The sequence below is a fragment of the Paenibacillus sp. FSL H7-0703 genome (genome assembly GCF_038003485.1).
Lineage (GTDB): Bacteria > Bacillota > Bacilli > Paenibacillales > Paenibacillaceae > Paenibacillus > Paenibacillus polymyxa_B.
In genome coordinates this window covers 3,479,888-3,496,743 of sequence record NZ_JBBOPF010000001.1, presented here as the reverse complement: position 1 = coordinate 3,496,743, position 16,856 = coordinate 3,479,888, and the positions used below count along the sequence as shown (strand labels likewise).

At 45.7% G+C, this 16,856-nt stretch carries 12 protein-coding genes; 4 read left to right on the top strand and 8 right to left on the bottom strand.

What is annotated here, in order from left to right; all coding sequences use genetic code 11:
* The first annotated feature begins 301 nt into the window (after nucleotides 1-301).
* A complete protein-coding gene (locus MHB46_RS15405) occupies nucleotides 302-3,562 on the top strand; it encodes a family 14 glycosylhydrolase (RefSeq protein ID WP_341162771.1) in 3,261 nt (1,086 codons plus the stop codon).
* 204 nt (nucleotides 3,563-3,766) lie between these two features.
* On the opposite strand, the gene MHB46_RS15400 is transcribed toward MHB46_RS15405, so the two are convergent.
* The 7 genes from MHB46_RS15400 to MHB46_RS15370 form a co-directional block, all read right to left on the bottom strand.
* Complete coding sequence (locus tag MHB46_RS15400; RefSeq protein ID WP_341162770.1) at nucleotides 3,767-4,501, bottom strand: ABC transporter permease; 735 nt, start codon at nucleotides 4,499-4,501, stop codon at nucleotides 3,767-3,769.
* A gap of 28 nt (nucleotides 4,502-4,529) precedes the next feature.
* Entirely contained in the window at nucleotides 4,530-5,240 is a 711-nt protein-coding gene (locus MHB46_RS15395; RefSeq protein WP_341162769.1) for an ABC transporter permease, read from the bottom strand.
* Entirely contained in the window at nucleotides 5,233-6,159 is a 927-nt protein-coding gene (locus MHB46_RS15390) for an ABC transporter ATP-binding protein (protein ID WP_341162768.1), read from the bottom strand. The genes MHB46_RS15395 and MHB46_RS15390 overlap by 8 nt, the downstream gene beginning before the upstream one ends.
* A 173-nt stretch (nucleotides 6,160-6,332) precedes the next feature.
* Nucleotides 6,333-7,361 (bottom strand): NADH:flavin oxidoreductase/NADH oxidase, encoded by a 1,029-nt coding sequence (locus MHB46_RS15385; RefSeq protein WP_341162767.1) that lies wholly within the window; start codon nucleotides 7,359-7,361, stop codon nucleotides 6,333-6,335.
* Between the two features lie 316 nt (nucleotides 7,362-7,677).
* Entirely contained in the window at nucleotides 7,678-8,982 is a 1,305-nt protein-coding gene (locus tag MHB46_RS15380) for an ABC transporter substrate-binding protein (protein WP_341162766.1), read from the bottom strand.
* Nucleotides 8,983-9,088: 106 nt separating this feature from the next.
* Nucleotides 9,089-10,735, bottom strand: a complete 1,647-nt coding sequence (locus MHB46_RS15375) for a response regulator (RefSeq protein ID WP_341162765.1) — start codon at nucleotides 10,733-10,735, stop codon at nucleotides 9,089-9,091.
* A complete protein-coding gene (locus MHB46_RS15370; RefSeq protein WP_341163755.1) occupies nucleotides 10,728-12,593 on the bottom strand; it encodes a cache domain-containing sensor histidine kinase in 1,866 nt (621 codons plus the stop codon). The genes MHB46_RS15375 and MHB46_RS15370 overlap by 8 nt, the downstream gene beginning before the upstream one ends.
* Before the next feature lie 122 nt (nucleotides 12,594-12,715).
* Here MHB46_RS15370 and MHB46_RS15365 point away from each other — a divergent pair, with 122 nt between their 5' ends.
* Nucleotides 12,716-13,612 carry a carbohydrate ABC transporter permease gene (locus tag MHB46_RS15365; RefSeq protein WP_165178073.1) on the top strand — a complete coding sequence of 299 codons (897 nt, stop codon included), beginning with the start codon at nucleotides 12,716-12,718 and terminating at the stop codon, nucleotides 13,610-13,612.
* Nucleotides 13,612-14,442 (top strand): carbohydrate ABC transporter permease, encoded by an 831-nt coding sequence (locus MHB46_RS15360; RefSeq protein ID WP_013312583.1) that lies wholly within the window; start codon nucleotides 13,612-13,614, stop codon nucleotides 14,440-14,442. Before MHB46_RS15365 ends, MHB46_RS15360 begins: the two co-directional genes overlap by 1 nt.
* Nucleotides 14,443-14,514: 72 nt before the next feature.
* Here MHB46_RS15360 and lepB read toward each other — a convergent pair whose 3' ends face one another.
* Nucleotides 14,515-15,135 (bottom strand): signal peptidase I, encoded by a 621-nt coding sequence (gene lepB, locus MHB46_RS15355; protein ID WP_341162764.1) that lies wholly within the window; start codon nucleotides 15,133-15,135, stop codon nucleotides 14,515-14,517.
* A 331-nt stretch (nucleotides 15,136-15,466) separates the two neighbouring features.
* Between lepB and MHB46_RS15350 the strand changes: the two genes are divergently transcribed.
* Nucleotides 15,467-16,819, top strand: coding sequence for a right-handed parallel beta-helix repeat-containing protein (locus MHB46_RS15350; protein WP_341162763.1), 1,353 nt, complete (start codon nucleotides 15,467-15,469; stop codon nucleotides 16,817-16,819).
* Nucleotides 16,820-16,856: the final 37 nt, after the last annotated feature.

Genomic DNA, 16,856 nt, shown 5'->3' with positions numbered 1-16,856 from the left:
TGCCTCGGCAATACTTTCATACAGACTGGAACAGGGCTTCTCTACGCCTAGGTTCGCTTTCTCCTATACTGGCATTGTCTATCCGCACATCATTAAAAGGCATGCGTCTTTCTCAGACCTATGCCTTATTTTTTTGCCTGGAAGCTTTTAAGCACACGGTTGCTTACGTAAAATGTCATATTTGTCCACTCTGAGTGTGCAATAAATTCTTCTCTTTATGCAACCGCTTGCTTTATACTATTTTTGTAGACGTTTACAAAATGTTGTCGAATTAGACTATGCTTTGGGGAGGATGATCGGTTTGACCTTGTATCGAAGTCTATGGAAAAAAGGGTGTATGCTTCTACTAAGCCTTGTGCTCTCTCTGACCGCCTTCATTGGCTCACCCTCTAATACGGCGAGCGCTGCGGTTGCAGATGATTTTCAGGCTTCCGTTATGGGACCGCTGGCGAAAATTAATGACTGGGGTTCCTTTAAAAAGCAACTGCAAACGTTGAAAAACAATGGCGTGTATGCCATCACTACCGACGTCTGGTGGGGCTATGTGGAGAGCGCAGGAGATAACCAGTTCGATTGGAGCTACTACAAGACCTATGCAGATGCCGTGAAAGAAGCGGGACTGAAGTGGGTTCCTATCATCTCAACGCATAAGTGTGGAGGAAATGTGGGAGATGACTGCAACATCCCACTGCCAAGCTGGCTGTCGAGCAAGGGCAGTGCAGATGAAATGCAGTTCAAGGACGAAAACGGTTTTGCCAATAACGAAGCCCTCTCTCCATTATGGAGCGGGACTGGTAAACAATATGACGAGCTATATGCCTCATTTGCTCAAACCTTTGCTAGCTACAAAAGCATCATTCCCAAAATTTATTTAAGCGGTGGGCCCTCTGGAGAATTGCGATATCCTTCATACTATCCGGCAGCGGGATGGAGTTATCCTGCACGGGGCAAATTCCAAGCCTACACTGAAACAGCCAAAAGTGCGTTCCGCACGGCCATGAATGAAAAGTATGGATCAATGGACAAGATTAATGCAGCATGGGGTACCAAGCTGAGCAGCCTTAGCCAAATCAATCCGCCGACTGACGGGGACGGATTTTATACGAACGGCGGGTATAATTCCACGTATGGGAAGGATTTTCTGTCGTGGTACCAAAGCGTGCTTGAGAAGCATCTGGGCGTCATCGGAGCTGCTGCACACAAAAACTTCGATTCTGTGTTCGGTGTCCGAATCGGAGCCAAGATTTCCGGTCTGCACTGGCAGATGAACAATCCTGCCATGCCTCACAGCACAGAACAAGCGGGTGGATATTATGATTACAACCGTCTCATTCAGAAATTCAAGGATGCCGATCTAGACTTGACATTTACTTGCCTGGAGATGAGTGACAGTGGCACAGCACCGAATTATTCGTTGCCGTCCACCCTGGTTGATACCGTCTCCTCCATCGCGAATGCCAAGGGTGTTCGCCTGAATGGTGAAAATGCACTCCCGACAGGCGGCAGCGGCTTCCAAAAAATCGAGGAGAAAATCACGAAGTTCGGTTATCACGGGTTTACGTTATTGCGCATCAACAATCTCGTCAACAATGATGGCTCACCAACCGGTGAGTTGAGTGGATTCAAACAATATATCATCAGCAAAGCCAAGCCTGACAATAATGGCGGTACAGGCAACAAAGTAACGATATACTATAAAAAAGGCTTCAACTCGCCTTACATTCACTACCGTCCTGCTGGTGGTAGCTGGACTGCTGCACCGGGTGTGAAAATGCAGGATGCCGAAATTAGCGGCTATGCTAAAATTACCGTCGATATCGGTTCTGCCTCCCAATTGGAAGCTGCTTTTAATGACGGCAATAACAACTGGGACAGCAACAATACTAAAAATTACCTTTTCAGCACTGGAACTTCTACCTACACACCCGGCTTGAACGGAGCTGCAGGATCTATCCGAACGGGGGCACCTTCAGGAAGTGCCGTCAGCGTAGTGACTTCCACCTACACAACCGACCTCAACGAAGTGGCAGGGCCTATCCAAACAGAAAAACTTTCGGGTGTATCCTTAAACGTAAGCACTTCTACCTACACACCCAATGTTAACGGAGTTGAAGTAACTGCTCAAACGGAGGCGCTTTCGAGCGCCTTCACCTCTATAGATCCGGGTACCCTCTCCAAGCCCACTCCCCTTGGCACAGACTGGAGCAAACAGAGCATTTATTTTATCATGACAGACCGATTTAGCAACGGAGATCCATCCAACGATAATTACGGTGGTTTCAATTCCAACAACAGCGATCAGCGCAAGTGGCACGGTGGCGATTTTCAAGGTATTATTAACCAACTCGACTACATTAAAAATATGGGGTTTACCGCCATCTGGATTACTCCAGTAACGATGCAAAAGAGCGAATACGCTTACCACGGCTATCATACGTATGATTTTTATGCGGTAGACGGACATCTCGGTACCATGGACAAGTTCAAAGAGCTGGTTGGTAAGGCACACGACAAAAATATCGCTGTTATGCTGGACGTAGTTCCCAATCACACCGGCGATTTTCAACCTGGGAACGGCATCGCCAAGGCTCCCTTCGACAAAGCAGATTGGTATCATCACAATGGCGACATCACAGGAGCAGACTACAGCTCCAACAACCAATCGAAAATCGAAAACGGTGATGTGGCTGGATTAGATGACCTGAATCAGGACAACCCTGCAACAGCAAATGAGCTCAAAAACTGGATCAAATGGCTGTTGAACGAGTCGGGGGTCGACGGACTGCGGGTGGACACTGTGAAGCATGTACCCAAAGGGTTCCTGAAGGATTTTGATCAAGCCGCCAATACCTTCACCATGGGTGAAATTTTCCATGGCGACCCTGCCTATGTAGGGGATTACACCCGATATCTCGATGCCGCATTAGATTTTCCGATGTATTATACAATCAAGGATGTGTTCGGACACGATCAATCCATGAGAAAAATCAAGGAGCGCTACTCCGATGATCGTTACTATCGCGATGCCCAGACCAACGGTGTATTTATCGACAATCATGATGTAAAACGTTTCCTGAATGACGCCTCTGGCAAGCCGGGTGCTAACTATGACAAATGGCCTCAGCTCAAAGCTGCCTTGGGCTTTACTTTGACCTCACGCGGGATTCCTATCATCTATCAAGGCACCGAGCAAGGCTTTAGTGGCGGAGATGATCCTGCCAACCGGGAAAACGTTGTGTTTAACGCCAATCATGACCTGTATCAGTACATCGCTAAGCTGAACTCTGTGCGCAACAACCACCCTGCTCTGCAAAACGGCAACCAAAAGGAAAAATGGGTGGACGACTCCTTTTACAGTTTTCAGCGCTCTAAAAATGGCGACGAGGCCATCGTCTTTATCAACAACTCCTGGAATAGCCAAACCCGCACGATTGGCAACTTCGATAATCTGTCCAACGGAACCCGCCTGACCAACCAGCTAAGCAACGACTCCGTTCAGATTAACAACGGCTCGATCACCGTGACTCTCGCTCCAAAGGAAGTTAAAATTTTCACCAAGTAAACAGCGGCATTCAGTTATATTGGTTATTCAGATATGCTAAAAATAAATGATAGAAGGATATACTAAAAAAGAGCAAGGATGCTGGTAACATCCCTACTCTTGGCAGCTGCCGCTTTGAAGAGCGGTCGGCTGAAAAGGGCTATCTATTAGAAATAGACCGTGTTCCCTCTCCAGGGCGGTCTATTTCTTTTTGTTATACTCTACTTATTTTTCTATACGAACATAACTTCGCAATGCTAAAAAAAGTCCCAGCACAAAAATGAAGCAAATACTGATGAATCCTCCAGGAACATACGTAAATGTTCTGCCCATGTCGCCATGGGTAGAAAACAATAACGGCACTGTCCATGGATAAAAGGTATTCCCCGGTATATTAATTAAAACAAAATTTAAACACATGACCGTACACATTCCCATAATAGCAGGCACAAATTTTTTCCAACGAATAGCGAAGAACGTGATGATCGGGATGAGCATAGCGTGCATAAGAATCATTTTAGCAAATACCCCAAGCTGATACATAACGATTTCAAAGGTTAGCGGTCTGGCCGTAATAAACATACCCAATATCGCAGATAGCACAAATGCTAACAGCAGGCTAACAGCGATGTACATATAGATAACGAGCAGCTTGCTGAAGTAAATCCGAGTTCGGCGAACTGGGTTTGTAAACAGTGCAATATGAGTGTTCTCCTGGTATTCTCTCGCATAGATATAGCAGGTCAAAATGTAATAGCTCATATATCCAGTTATTAAATTAATGGAGGATACCAAATCCATAAAGTATTCATTCCATCCATCACGATCCAAGGAAAGTTTAGGATTTATGGCGTAAGTACTAAAAGTCAAAAATACGGTTGCTATTAAAATAAACACACTTAGAAAAAGAATTTTAGTTCCTTTCAGCTTCAAGCACTCTGCTCTAAACAGGTCAAACATAGTAGCCCTCCTTTCAAAAAATCTTCATTTAGGCTCTTCTCTGATATGTCCATATGGATAAAAACAATCCAAGAAGAAAGATCACGGATAAGCTGAGCCATGCTATTGAAACATTGGTAGGTATAGTCGCATTTCTTTCATTAGGAGATAAGAGATAGGGCACAATCCAAGGGTACCATTCACTTTTGTATATAAAATTCAAAAATATTGCAGTACAAACTACGAGTACAACCACCATGATGCTCTTCCAGCGTATAGCAAAAAAAGAGGCGATTGGAATTAACATCGCATGCATCACACACATTTTAGCAAACACTTGGATTTGGTATACCCAGATAGCCATCGTTAAAGGTCGATCTGTAATGGACATGCCTAATAAGGCAGACAAAAACAGAACGAGAAATAAGGATACAATAATAAATCCATAAATAATGATCAATTTACTAAAATAAAATTTAACCCTGGTGACAGGCGTGGTAAACATAAACAGATGCGTGTTTTCCTGATACTCTCTTGCAAAAATATGACCCGTTAAAATGTAATAGCTGATAAATCCGGCTGCAATATTGACCAAGGAAACAATATTTGTAAAATAGTAGTCCCAACCCAGATTATCAATTGAATATCTGTAAAAAATAGCGCTCAATCCAAACATCAACAGTACAACAGCCAGTAATATAATATAGCTCAACAAGAAGGCTTTAGAGCCTTTAAGCTTAATAAGTTCTGCTCTAATCATGCCGCTCACCCTCTTCTGAAATGAGTGTTAGAAAGTACTCCTCCAGTGTCTGCTTTGTGGTGTGTATCTCATAGACTGAAAACTGATGATCTATTAACTGCTTATTTAACGCAGCTGTATTCTCAATCTGACTATGAATTCTTAGTTGTTGTGGGGATATTACATTAGATTGAAGCTGCTTCATGTGCTCTTGCAGAAATATTTGCACTGCTTCTGCATCATCTACCTTTACATCTGTATATTGCTCAAAGCCTTCCTCTAACCGGCTCAAACGATCTTCCGCTAACAGTTTTCCATTATGTATAATCCCGATGTGTGTAGCTAACTGCTGAATTTCGCTCAAGATATGACTGGAAATAAGAATCGTTTTTCCTTCTTCCTCGTACAACCGCTTCAATAGCTGACGAATTTCCTTAATTCCAGATGGGTCCAGTCCGTTCGTCGGCTCATCTAATATAAGCAACTCAGGGTCATGAACAAGCGCCCTCGCAATCCCTAATCTTTGCTTCATCCCTAGGGAAAAATCCTTAAACTTTTTTTTGCCGGTATGCTCTAATCCCACCGTAGTTAGGGTACGTTCTATCCTTCCATCGTCCTGCACCCCCATATACATACAGCAAATTCTTAGATTGTCGCGTGCGCTCAAATTTTCATATAAACCAGGCGTTTCGATAATTGTACCTATTTTCGAGAAAATAGAAGGATAGTTTTTCTCCAGCCGCTCGCCAAATAAAAAAACCTCCCCACTTGTAGGCTCAATTAGCCTCATTAGCATGCGGATAGTGGTTGTCTTACCAGCTCCATTTTCACCGAGGAAACCGTAGATACTGCCACGCTCCACATGTAAGGATATGTCGTCTACAGCTACAGCCCCCCCAAACTGTTTGCGGAGCTTTTTCGTTTCGATAATATATTCCACTTTCAAACCTCCTAATCACTAAATAATACAAGTATACAAAATATAACCACTACTACGTGTAAGATTGCTTACACTGTACCATCTGTCCATAAAACAAAACAGGCACCTGACGAAGCGTACACTTCGTTGCAGGTGCCTTGTTTATATATAAACAACGTGGGATTACTTAGGCCTCAGTAGCCACGTTGATATTGTTCAGGTATGGAAGGCTCCTCGCCGCGCAGCGTCACTGCTGCATGAATCGCCCAATATGGATCGCGCAACAATCCGCGTCCCACAGCGACCAGATCAGCATCCTCGTTGCCGATAACGGACTGCGCCAAGGCTGGGTCATCCAACGAGCCTACAGCAATCACCGGGATGTTCAGTGCCTCGCGAATTTGGCGTGCGAACGGCACTTGATAGCCCGGATAGTTGCCCGGCTTTCTGGCGCCAGCAGGGCCTTCCCCGCCCGAGCTAACATGGATCACGTCTACGCCTGCCGCCTGATATGCACGGCTCAGCTCAATGGCATGATCCACATCGTACCCACCATCTACGTATTCCACCGCGCTGATGCGTAAGATTAACGGCATACCCGCAGGCATTTGCTTGCGTACAGCCTGAATAACTTCAACACCGAAACGGGATAAATCCTTACCGTACTCGTCGTCCCGCTTGTTTGTAACTGGCGAATGGAATTGGTGAATCAGGTAACCGTGTGCACCGTGAAGCTCAATCGTATCCACGCCTGCTTGAACCGCCCGACGGGCGGCGTCTCCGAATTTTTGCACCATGCCACGCACTTCCTCCGTGGTCAATGCGCGCGGCTGTTTATAATTTGCATCCGGGTAGGCGATTGCCGAGGGAGCCACCGGCTCTGCTGCATCCTCAGCTTTACGGCCCGCATGAGCAATCTGGATGCCTACCTTGGACCCGTGCGTATGAATGCCATCAACCAGCTTCTTATAAGCCGGGATATGCTCATCTGACCAAAGGCCCAGATCAAAATCTGTAATCCGTCCATCCGGCTCTACGTCCGTCATTTCTATAATAATTAGGCCCGTGCCTCCAATAGCTCGGCTTAGGTAGTGAACATGATGCCAGTCATTCGGAATCCCGTCCTTGGCTGTCACCGAGTATTGGCACATTGGGGCCATGACCACCCGGTTTTTCAATTCTAAATTCTTCAGGGTGTACGGTGTAAACAACGAATTCGTCAAAGCGTTCATCTCCTTTTTATCTCTATCACACAAATGAAAATGCGTTCCAAATTACACGGTCTATTATAAGCACAATCGGCACAGTCCAAACGAAACAAAGAGATTCCCCAACTGGGGTATCCCTCGTATTTGCACCGTGCAGTCATTATGTATACGTAATGTTGTAGATATATTGCACACAACCTATTATCCACAACTCAATAACTTTTTGCAAGTAAATATTTAAATATTATTAAATATTTTTTTGTCTACATCCTCTTTACCCCTAGCTATAACACAAAAAGACGCCCTTACGGACGTCTCTGCGGAACTAATCTTATTGTGCTGAACCTAATTGCACCCATGCCTTCTCAATCTCTGCAACCGCCTGATCCTTGTTCATGTTACCACTGATATATGCCTGCATCAGCTCGCCAAATTTTTGGTGGAACGTATCCAGCGAGTAGTTAACAGACAGATCACCGGACTTCGACGTTTTCAAAATGCTTTCCATTTCCTTAGGCATTTCCAGATCAGGAAGCGGTGCATCCTTAATTGGAGGAATCACCTTCGCTACCTGGGAGAACCAGTTCTTACCGTATTCCGAAGTGTACAGCCAGTTGAAAAATTCAATCGTTTCCTTCGATACTTCAGAATCCTTGTTGATACGCAGCGCCTGATCTGCACCGGTAATGATGACTGATTGATCAGCTTTGTCACTCACCGGATATCCCATGATGCCGATCTTGAGATCAGGATTAATTTTCTTGATCGCTTCCTCATCCCACGCACCTTTACCCGTCATAAACGCAGCTTTTCCAGATGCAAAATCACTTACTCCCGCATTGCTGTCCCGTTCCAGCGGCTTATCTGTGCCATGTTTCACCGTTAAATCGATGAAGCTAAAGAAGTTGTTGTACAGCACTGGGTAGTCCTTGATTTTTGCTTTACCTGCGATAAAATCATTAACGAGCTGCTTCGGCTCTACGCCAGCATCCTGCGCGGCAGCATCTACATAGTGCATGAAGATATGCTTCCATACCCACCACTCTTTATATGCGTTGGCAAATGGAGTAATGCCCTTCGCCTCTAGTTTGGTAACAGCATCCTGCATCTCCGCAATTGTCTTCGGCGGGGAGGTTATCCCAGCCTTGGTAAGCAAATCTTTGTTGTAAATCAACGCAAACAGGTTCCCCTTCACCGGGAGTCCCAGCACTTTGCCGTCACTGGAACTCATATTCGCTCGAACGGCATCCGTCATGGCTGCTGCCAGCGGCTCATTGGTCAGATCGGCGCTATAATCTGCATACGTGTCGATGTCGCCTCCTGCCGTCGTTTGGAATACATCCGGTGTACTACCTGAGGCTATTTTCGACTTCAGAATCGTGTTGTAGTCTGCCTGCATGATCTCCAGATTGATCTTCACGTTAGGTTTGACCTTCTTATACTCCTCGATATACGCGTTAAAAGCATCGGTATACTCTGGTGAAGCTGTGAACATGTTTACTGTAACCGTTTTCAAATCTTCTTTGCCGCCAGCACTTTCTTTCGACGCATCCGTGCCGCCGCTGCTTCCACATCCGCTCAACAAACCGACCGTCAAAAGCAAACTGCCGGATAACGCCATCATCTTCTTTAACATGGATACTCCCCCATTTGTTTGTGATCAACGTCCATGCGCTCATTCTAAAAAATATACTGCAATTTAAAAAGGCAGATTAGTGAAGCGTTAAGGGTAAAAAAGTGGTTTATTGCAGGCTCACGCGATACTCAGACGGTGACACCTGATAATAATTACGAAAAGCCTTACTGAAATAATTTTTATCTTTGTAGCCGAGCATATCCGAGATTTCCTGTATTTTCAGGCTAGAATCACCCAGCAGCTCCTTCGCCTTGTCCATTCTAACCTTCTGTACATATTCGTGAATACCGTAACCAAACTGCTGCTTGAACAGCTTCATCAGGTATTCCCGACTCAAAAAATAGGTTTCGGCAAAAAAAGAAATTTTGATATCCTCAAAATAATAACGGTCGATGTGCCTTTTGATGTCCGTTATGTCAAAGGGCTGGTTCCCCGCTTGAGCATGTTGGACCCCAGCAATGTAAAGCTCCAGCATCCGATTCAATCTCTGACCGTAGTGGACAAAGCTCGTAAAATCAGCAGACAGATCGCTTTCCCCCACTTGCTCCAGTTCTTCCAAAGCTCCATCTTGATTCAACACTGACGTAGACGCACCTAACTCAACCGCAGCTTCTCTCAGTAAAAAATGGAACTCGTTCATCATTCGATCCGCATCCTGTAAACGGAAAATAGGGCCTGATGCCAATTGTTTCAGCAGATCGCCCAGCAGTACCTTTGCCCGGTTCGCCTGACCTGTCTGAGCATCCTTTTGGATCGACAACAGTCGCTCCGTCCATGACATTTCCTCTAACGTACCCATTTGCCGTGGCACTGTATGAAGAATGGATTCCCCTTCCATCTTCAACACATCCGTGCTGTGAATGAGCGTCTTGGCATCCATATAAGCAGACGCTAGCTCCAATACATCTGTGCAGAGCTTACCCAATCCGGCAACTACCACCATGCTGAACAGCCCATGCAGGTTCACCACCGCCTTCTGTGTCACTTGTGCCAATAGTAAGGCCATATGTTCTTCTTGTCCTGGGGCCAAGGTACAGATCGAAACGATCTCACGCTCCCGTCGCGGATGGGAGAAGCTAAAACAACTCAACCGTTCATCTGATGTCTGAGCTAACACATTGGTCACGGCAAAATCCATCAGATCGGCATCGCCATGAAAACGCGTCCTGCGAATCTCATCCCTGTTCAGCAGCCGCAGCACGATCACCCCAAAGCGATTCCCCGGCTGATCCGCTCCGATCAATGGGAGCAACGTCGTATTGGCCTGCCTTTTAAAGCTACCGTCCAAAATGGACAAATATAGCTTCTCTTTCAGCTTCGGCAGTGACATATTCAGCGTAATGTTCTGGCTAATGAACTTGTTTTTGCTTTGCTCTCGACTTTCCAGAATGTCCACTGCTTTGCGCAGTGCCTGGTTCAGATCCTGACGATTGATAGGTTTGAGCAGATAGTCCACCACCCGGGATTGAATCGCCTGCCGTGTAAATTCAAAGTCATTGTAGCCACTAATGACAATCGTCAGCAGGTGGGGATATGCCTTTTCGATAGCACGAAGAAATTCGATACCGTTCAGCTCAGGCATTTTCATATCGACCATCACCACATCTATATGGTGCTGACCCAACAGCTCCAGTCCCAACCTTCCATTCGTCGCCTCATAAATATGTTCGATGCCCAGACCGTCCCAGTCCCCGATAATACGAATGGCTTCGCGCAATGGCTCCTCATCGTCAATAATCAATACGTTATACATGACTACTTCCTCCCCGGGGAATTTGCATTCTCATTTCCGTTCCCGTTCCCGTTTCATCCGTAAGTATGAATAATCCTGCCTGATCTCCATACAAAAGCTTCAACCGTGTGTTCAGATTTTTCAAACCAATATGCTCGCTCTCCCGTTCTTCCCATTTTTCATGGAATGAATCCAGCACCATTTTCAGCTTGTCCTCTGAAATTCCAGGTCCGTTGTCCCTGACTGTAATTGTGGCATTTGTAGAACTCGATTCGGCTGAAATGACGATCAGAATATCGCTTGATACTTTTTCCAACGCATGCTTGATAGCGTTTTCCACCAACGTCTGCACAGATAATCTCGGAATCGGCAGCTCCATCAGCGTTTCTTCCCATACCACTTCGACCCGCAGTCTCGCTCCGAACCTTGCTTTTTGCAGACCTATATACCGTTCAATGTGCTTGAGCTCTTCGCGGGCAACTACGATATCCTTGCCGTTGATGGAATACCGCAACGTTTGGGCCAACGCATCCACCATATCCGCCATGTCGAACATCTCCCGCTTTAATGCCTGCGTGGATATGGCTTGCAGGGCATTGTACAGAAAATGAGGATTAATTTCAGCCTCCAACGCCTTGAGTATGGCGTTCTTTTCGACCAGCTTCATGCGATAGCGCTCATTAATAAGTTCTTCGGTTCTTTGGACCATTTCGTTAAAATGCAGCGACAAATATGCAATCTCGTCATGTCCCTTCACAGGAGCTGCTGCTCCAAAATCTCCGGTGCTAAACCGCTGCATCTGGGTGGACAGCTTATGTAAAGGTCGGGTAATGGCGTTCGAGGTCAGTGTCACTAATATAATAGACACACCTAAAAATAAAGCCCCGATGGCATAGCTCCAATTCCGTGTTGTCGTAGCTGCTTCATAAATCTGGCGGTATGGGATGGGCTTAATGAGCTGCCACCCATCTTTTTCGCCAGTATCATAGACGACCAAATACTCCTGATTGCCACTGCTATCTGACCACGTTACTCGCCCGCTTCCTCCCTTGCCGATCTGTGCCAACACTCCGGAATCACGCATCCGCTCATATAGCGGAAAGCTGTTCACATAAAAGGGAACCCCTTTAGGGCTCATTAGCATCAATTGGTCTCCTTTGCCCAGTGGAATGTTCTGCATGATTTCGTCCACGGCGCTCGTATTGTAATAAAAGGACAGCACCGCCTGCGGATGGCGGGATGCAATCGACCTCAGCACTCGATGGTATGCCATAAAGCTGGCTTGTGGCGCCACATAACCCATATCAGAGCGGGACCCCACAAAGGATTGAAATGATTCGTTCGTGGTACTAGCCATCGCCTCTTTATACCAAGGAAGCTTGGGAATATCTGTGTTTATTCCTTTGCGCACCGTAATGTTGTACGTCTCCCTGGTAACCACATAGTATTGATGTCGGTCCGCCACATACAGATAGATCGCTTCCAGATCATTACGTGAATAAAACATGCTGCGCAAGTAATTTTCAATGACCATTCTCGAAGCATAGTCCCGGTTCTCATTGGCAATGGCGTTCATGATATCGTTATAACGAAGCTGCGGAAGGGCCAACTGCTGCATTCCCTCCAAGTAATCCTCCAAATTCTGATTGACCAGCAACAGATTATTGGTCGTGCTGGCGATGCTATGGTTAACCGACTCCTTTTCAATCATCTGATAGGAAATAATTGTGAGTGAGCCCACCACCAGAATAATCACCGAGGTAAAAAGTAGAATGAGCTTGTTCACTAATTTTTGCGTGATCCTCCTCCACATAGAGCGAAGAAACGTTCCTACACGCTCTGACATCATGATAACCGCCCCTTTTGAAAGCGTACACATTTTTACCCTCAACTGTTTTCTTAAATCCATTGGTCCGGCCCTAGGGGCTATCCTATACTTTCATTATATCTTAAACAGCTTGGAGCGAAAGAGCGGAAAATGTTGAGAAAAAGAGGTGCGTTATGCTGAAAAAAAGGGGAACTTGGGGCGACAAGGGCAGTAAACTGGAATTCGGTTTATTCACACTGCCCGTAATCCTGTGCATTACGATTGCATTTTATATTCCGTTTTTGATGACGATACGCTATTCCCTGACCAAGTGGAACGGCATATCCAAACATCCGAAATTTGTAGGTCTGGATAACTTCAAGCAAATCCTGCTTGGGGACGCCAATTTTGCACATGCAGCCTGGTTTACCGTCAAGTATGCCATTCTTTACATTGTATTGGTGAATGTGCTGGCCATTTTGCTGGCGCTCGTTCTCGATATGAAGCTGAAAAGCTCGGCTTGGCTGCGGGCGGCTTTCTTTATCCCGTATATCCTCAGTCTCGTGATTGTCGGCTTTATATGGAAATTCATCTTCATGCAAGGCTTTGAGTCACTGGGACACAGTACAGGCTGGGGCATCTTCCAGCTAAGCTGGCTGGGTGAGGAAGGGCTCGCGTTTATTTCCATTTTGGCGGTATCGATCTGGCAATCCATTGGCTTTTACATGGTCATTTATATTGCAGGTTTGCAATCTGTGCCAGAGGATTTAAAAGAAGCTGCCATTGTCGATGGCGCGGGGCCGATTCGGAGATTTTTCAGTATTATTCTACCGATGCTCGCACCTTCCATTACGATCTCAGTCTTCATGGCACTGACCAACTCGATCAAAGTGTTCGACGTCATTTTATCTCTGACCGGCGGCGGGCCAGGTGGTACGACATACAGTATTGCGTATGATATTTACCGGGACACGTTCCAAAACAATCTGTATGGCTACGGAACAGCCAAAGCATTGATTTTATTCGTTGCAGTCCTGGTCATTACGATTATTCAATTGTCTATTTTCAAACGCAGGGAGGTTGAAGCCTGATGCAACGCAGCCGTACGGGACGTATTTTGCTAGAAGCGGGCATGATTGTATTATCACTGTTATTTTTGTACCCGCTGTTTCTCGCCATTAACAATTCGTTCAAAAGCTTCGCTGAGGTCATGACCGACGTTATTGCGCTGCCCAAGCAGCTTTCGCTGGATAACTATGTATATGTATGGAAATTCATTGACTATCCACGCTTATTTCTGAATAACACCATTATTACCGTGGTCGGCCTGGCAGGTATCGTGCTGATATCTTCCATCGCCGCCTACAAACTGGCAAGAACCAAAAGCAAATGGAGTTCCGTGATTTACATGCTGTGCATTATGCCGATGCTGATCCCATTTCAGTCCATCATGCTCACTGTCTTGCGACTGGCGAAAGACTTGAATTTGGCAGACAGCACTTGGGGACTTGGCTTGCTGTACTGGGGCTTCGGCGCACCGCTGGCAGTGTTTATCTATCATGGTTTCGTTAAAGGTATTCCTGCCGAGATTGACGAAAGCGCCAAGATCGACGGAGCCTCGGGCTTCCGGCTTTTCTTTTCCGTGATTTTTCCCTTGCTGAAATCGGTCACCGCCACCATTGTTATTATCGACGTGATGTGGATTTGGAACGATTTTCTGCTTCCGCTACTTATGGTTAATGGCTCACCCAGCACCAAAACGCTTACGCTGGCCGCCTACACCTTTGTCGGACAGTATACGTCAGACTGGCAATACGCCATGACCGCGATGGTAATGGCTGTGCTGCCTTCGATCATCGTATTTATTTTTCTGCAAAAATACATTGTTAAAGGCGTCGTCGCTGGAGCCGTCAAAGGCTGAGTCAAATATTCGAAGTTTATAAAATAAAAAGCGCCTTAAGTGAGGAATTCCCCCCTCTTAGGCGCTCTTATATTATTTATGCTTAACCCATTGTGCGCTATCCACCGGCCAAAAAATCACATCCGCACGGCCAACAATATCTTTAATAGAGACAAAGCCAATAGCACGACTATCCCTACTATTATTGCGGTGGTCACCCATCACAAAAATATACCCCTCAGGTACCTTGGAATCGGTTATGGTTCCATTTGGAAAATCAACATTGTTATATAGTTCTCCCTTGGCGTGCGCATCCTGAATAGCTCCCTGAATGTATGACTCCTCTACTTTCTTACCGTTCACATAAAGATTGTCGCCTTGATACTGAATCGTATCTCCAGCCACTCCAATAACACGCTTAATAAAGTCTCTTTGTTCCTTTCTCACATGGAATACAACAACCTCACTCGGCTTGGGATCACGAAAATCGTAAATCACCTTGTTCACGACCACTCGTTCATCTGTCTTGAAATTCGGTTCCATGGATGCTCCCTCAACAATAAATGGCGCAAATAATAGCCAACGTATAATGAACACGAGCACAATGGCTACAATAATGGCCTTAAGCCAATCGATCATCTCATTTTTCACTCGTGGCTGCTTTTTCTGCAATTGTTCGACAGTTGAATCCGTCAAATGATTTCCACTCTCCATGCACTAAACCCACCCTTTCTCACAGTTTTCATTCCTATTATATGTATAATGTTTAAGTATAATCAAATTTTCCCAGTCTGGCAAAATTGCATTTTTAGTTGAAACAAAAGTGTGAACTTTTTTTCACAATATCAAAAAAACAGTAAAAAACTGTTGATGCAAACGTTAACATATATTACACTGTGCATATACTTCTTAGAGCGTTTTGGACTAATAGTAGATCAATCTGTTCCCCCAGGAGGTGTCCTGTTTTTAGTGGAAAGACAGCATGAGTCACTTTTATAGATGCTATCTTCTTTTAAAATATGAGCTCAAATAAGGAGGAAATTACATGTATAAACGAAATGATCGTCCAAAAACCGGCTTTAACGCTCTAAGACTCGGTGTTTCTTTTGTTTTTGCTTCTTCTTGCCTTATTGGAACCGCTTACGCAGATACGTTATCCAACGACATCCCTTCTTCCGCACTCACAGAAGAGGCAGTTAGTACAACCGACTCAACCACCGTCTCCACAACTTTAGCGGCAGGTGATTTGTATGTAGCGCCAAATGGTAACGTGTCCAATCCGGGTACAATATCCAGTCCTACCACGCTCGAAGCAGCACTTACACAAATTGCTCCTGGTAAAACCATTTACCTGCGCGGTGGTAACTACACCTACTCCTCAACGGTTACAATTCAGCGTGAAAATAGCGGCAATAACGGCTCACTCAAAGGGTTGGTCGCTTACGGTAGTGAAAAGCCGGTACTTGATTTCTCTGCTCAAGCCTTTGGTTCAGCGAATCGTGGACTTCAGCTTAACGGAGACTTTTGGCTGGTAAAGGGCCTTGAAGTAAAGGGTGCCGGAGATAATGGTATCTATATCGGCGGCAGCAATAACCGAATCGAAAATGTGGAAACCCACCACAACCGGGATACTGGACTTCAGCTTGGACGTTACTCCCCTAACGCTTCCACTAGTGAGTGGCCATCGAACAATTTGATTTTGAATTCTTACTCTCACGATAACGCTGATCCCGATAATGGTGAGGATGCCGATGGCTTCGCTGCCAAATTGACTGTGGGATCAGGCAATGTGTTTGATAACTGCTTGGCTGCGTACAACGTAGACGATGGCTGGGATTTGTATAGCAAAACCGAAACGGGTCCCATCGGTGAAGTAACCATTTTGAACAGTGTGGCCCACCACAACGGGCAGACCGCAGATGGAACGTCTACCGCGAACAGCGACGGCAACGGATTTAAGCTGGGTGGAGACAAAATCAAAGTCAACCATATCGTGAAAAACAGTATTGCTTTCCAGAACAAAAAACACGGCTTCACCTACAATAGCAACCCCGGCAGCATTACGTTGACCAATAATACCTCGTGGGACAATGGACAAAGTAATTTTGCTTTTGACAAGGGTGATCACGTGTTCATTAACAATCTTTCCTTTGAGGGAAGCGCCAGTGACAAAACAAGCGGTACAGATCAAGACAACTCTAGCGTTTGGTGGAAAAACAAAAAATCGACGAATGCCAAAGGTCTGGTAGTCAGTGCAGACGACTTTGTTAGTCTCACGCCTTCTATCACTCGAAGTGCAGACGGTTCCATCCAGCTAGGTGATTTCCTTAAGCTGGCCAAAGGAAGCGATCTGATCGGCTCGGGAACACCGAGCGGCACTAATATAGGGGCACGCTAAACGCCCCTTCCAACTCAGGACGCCCTGGCCCATCTAC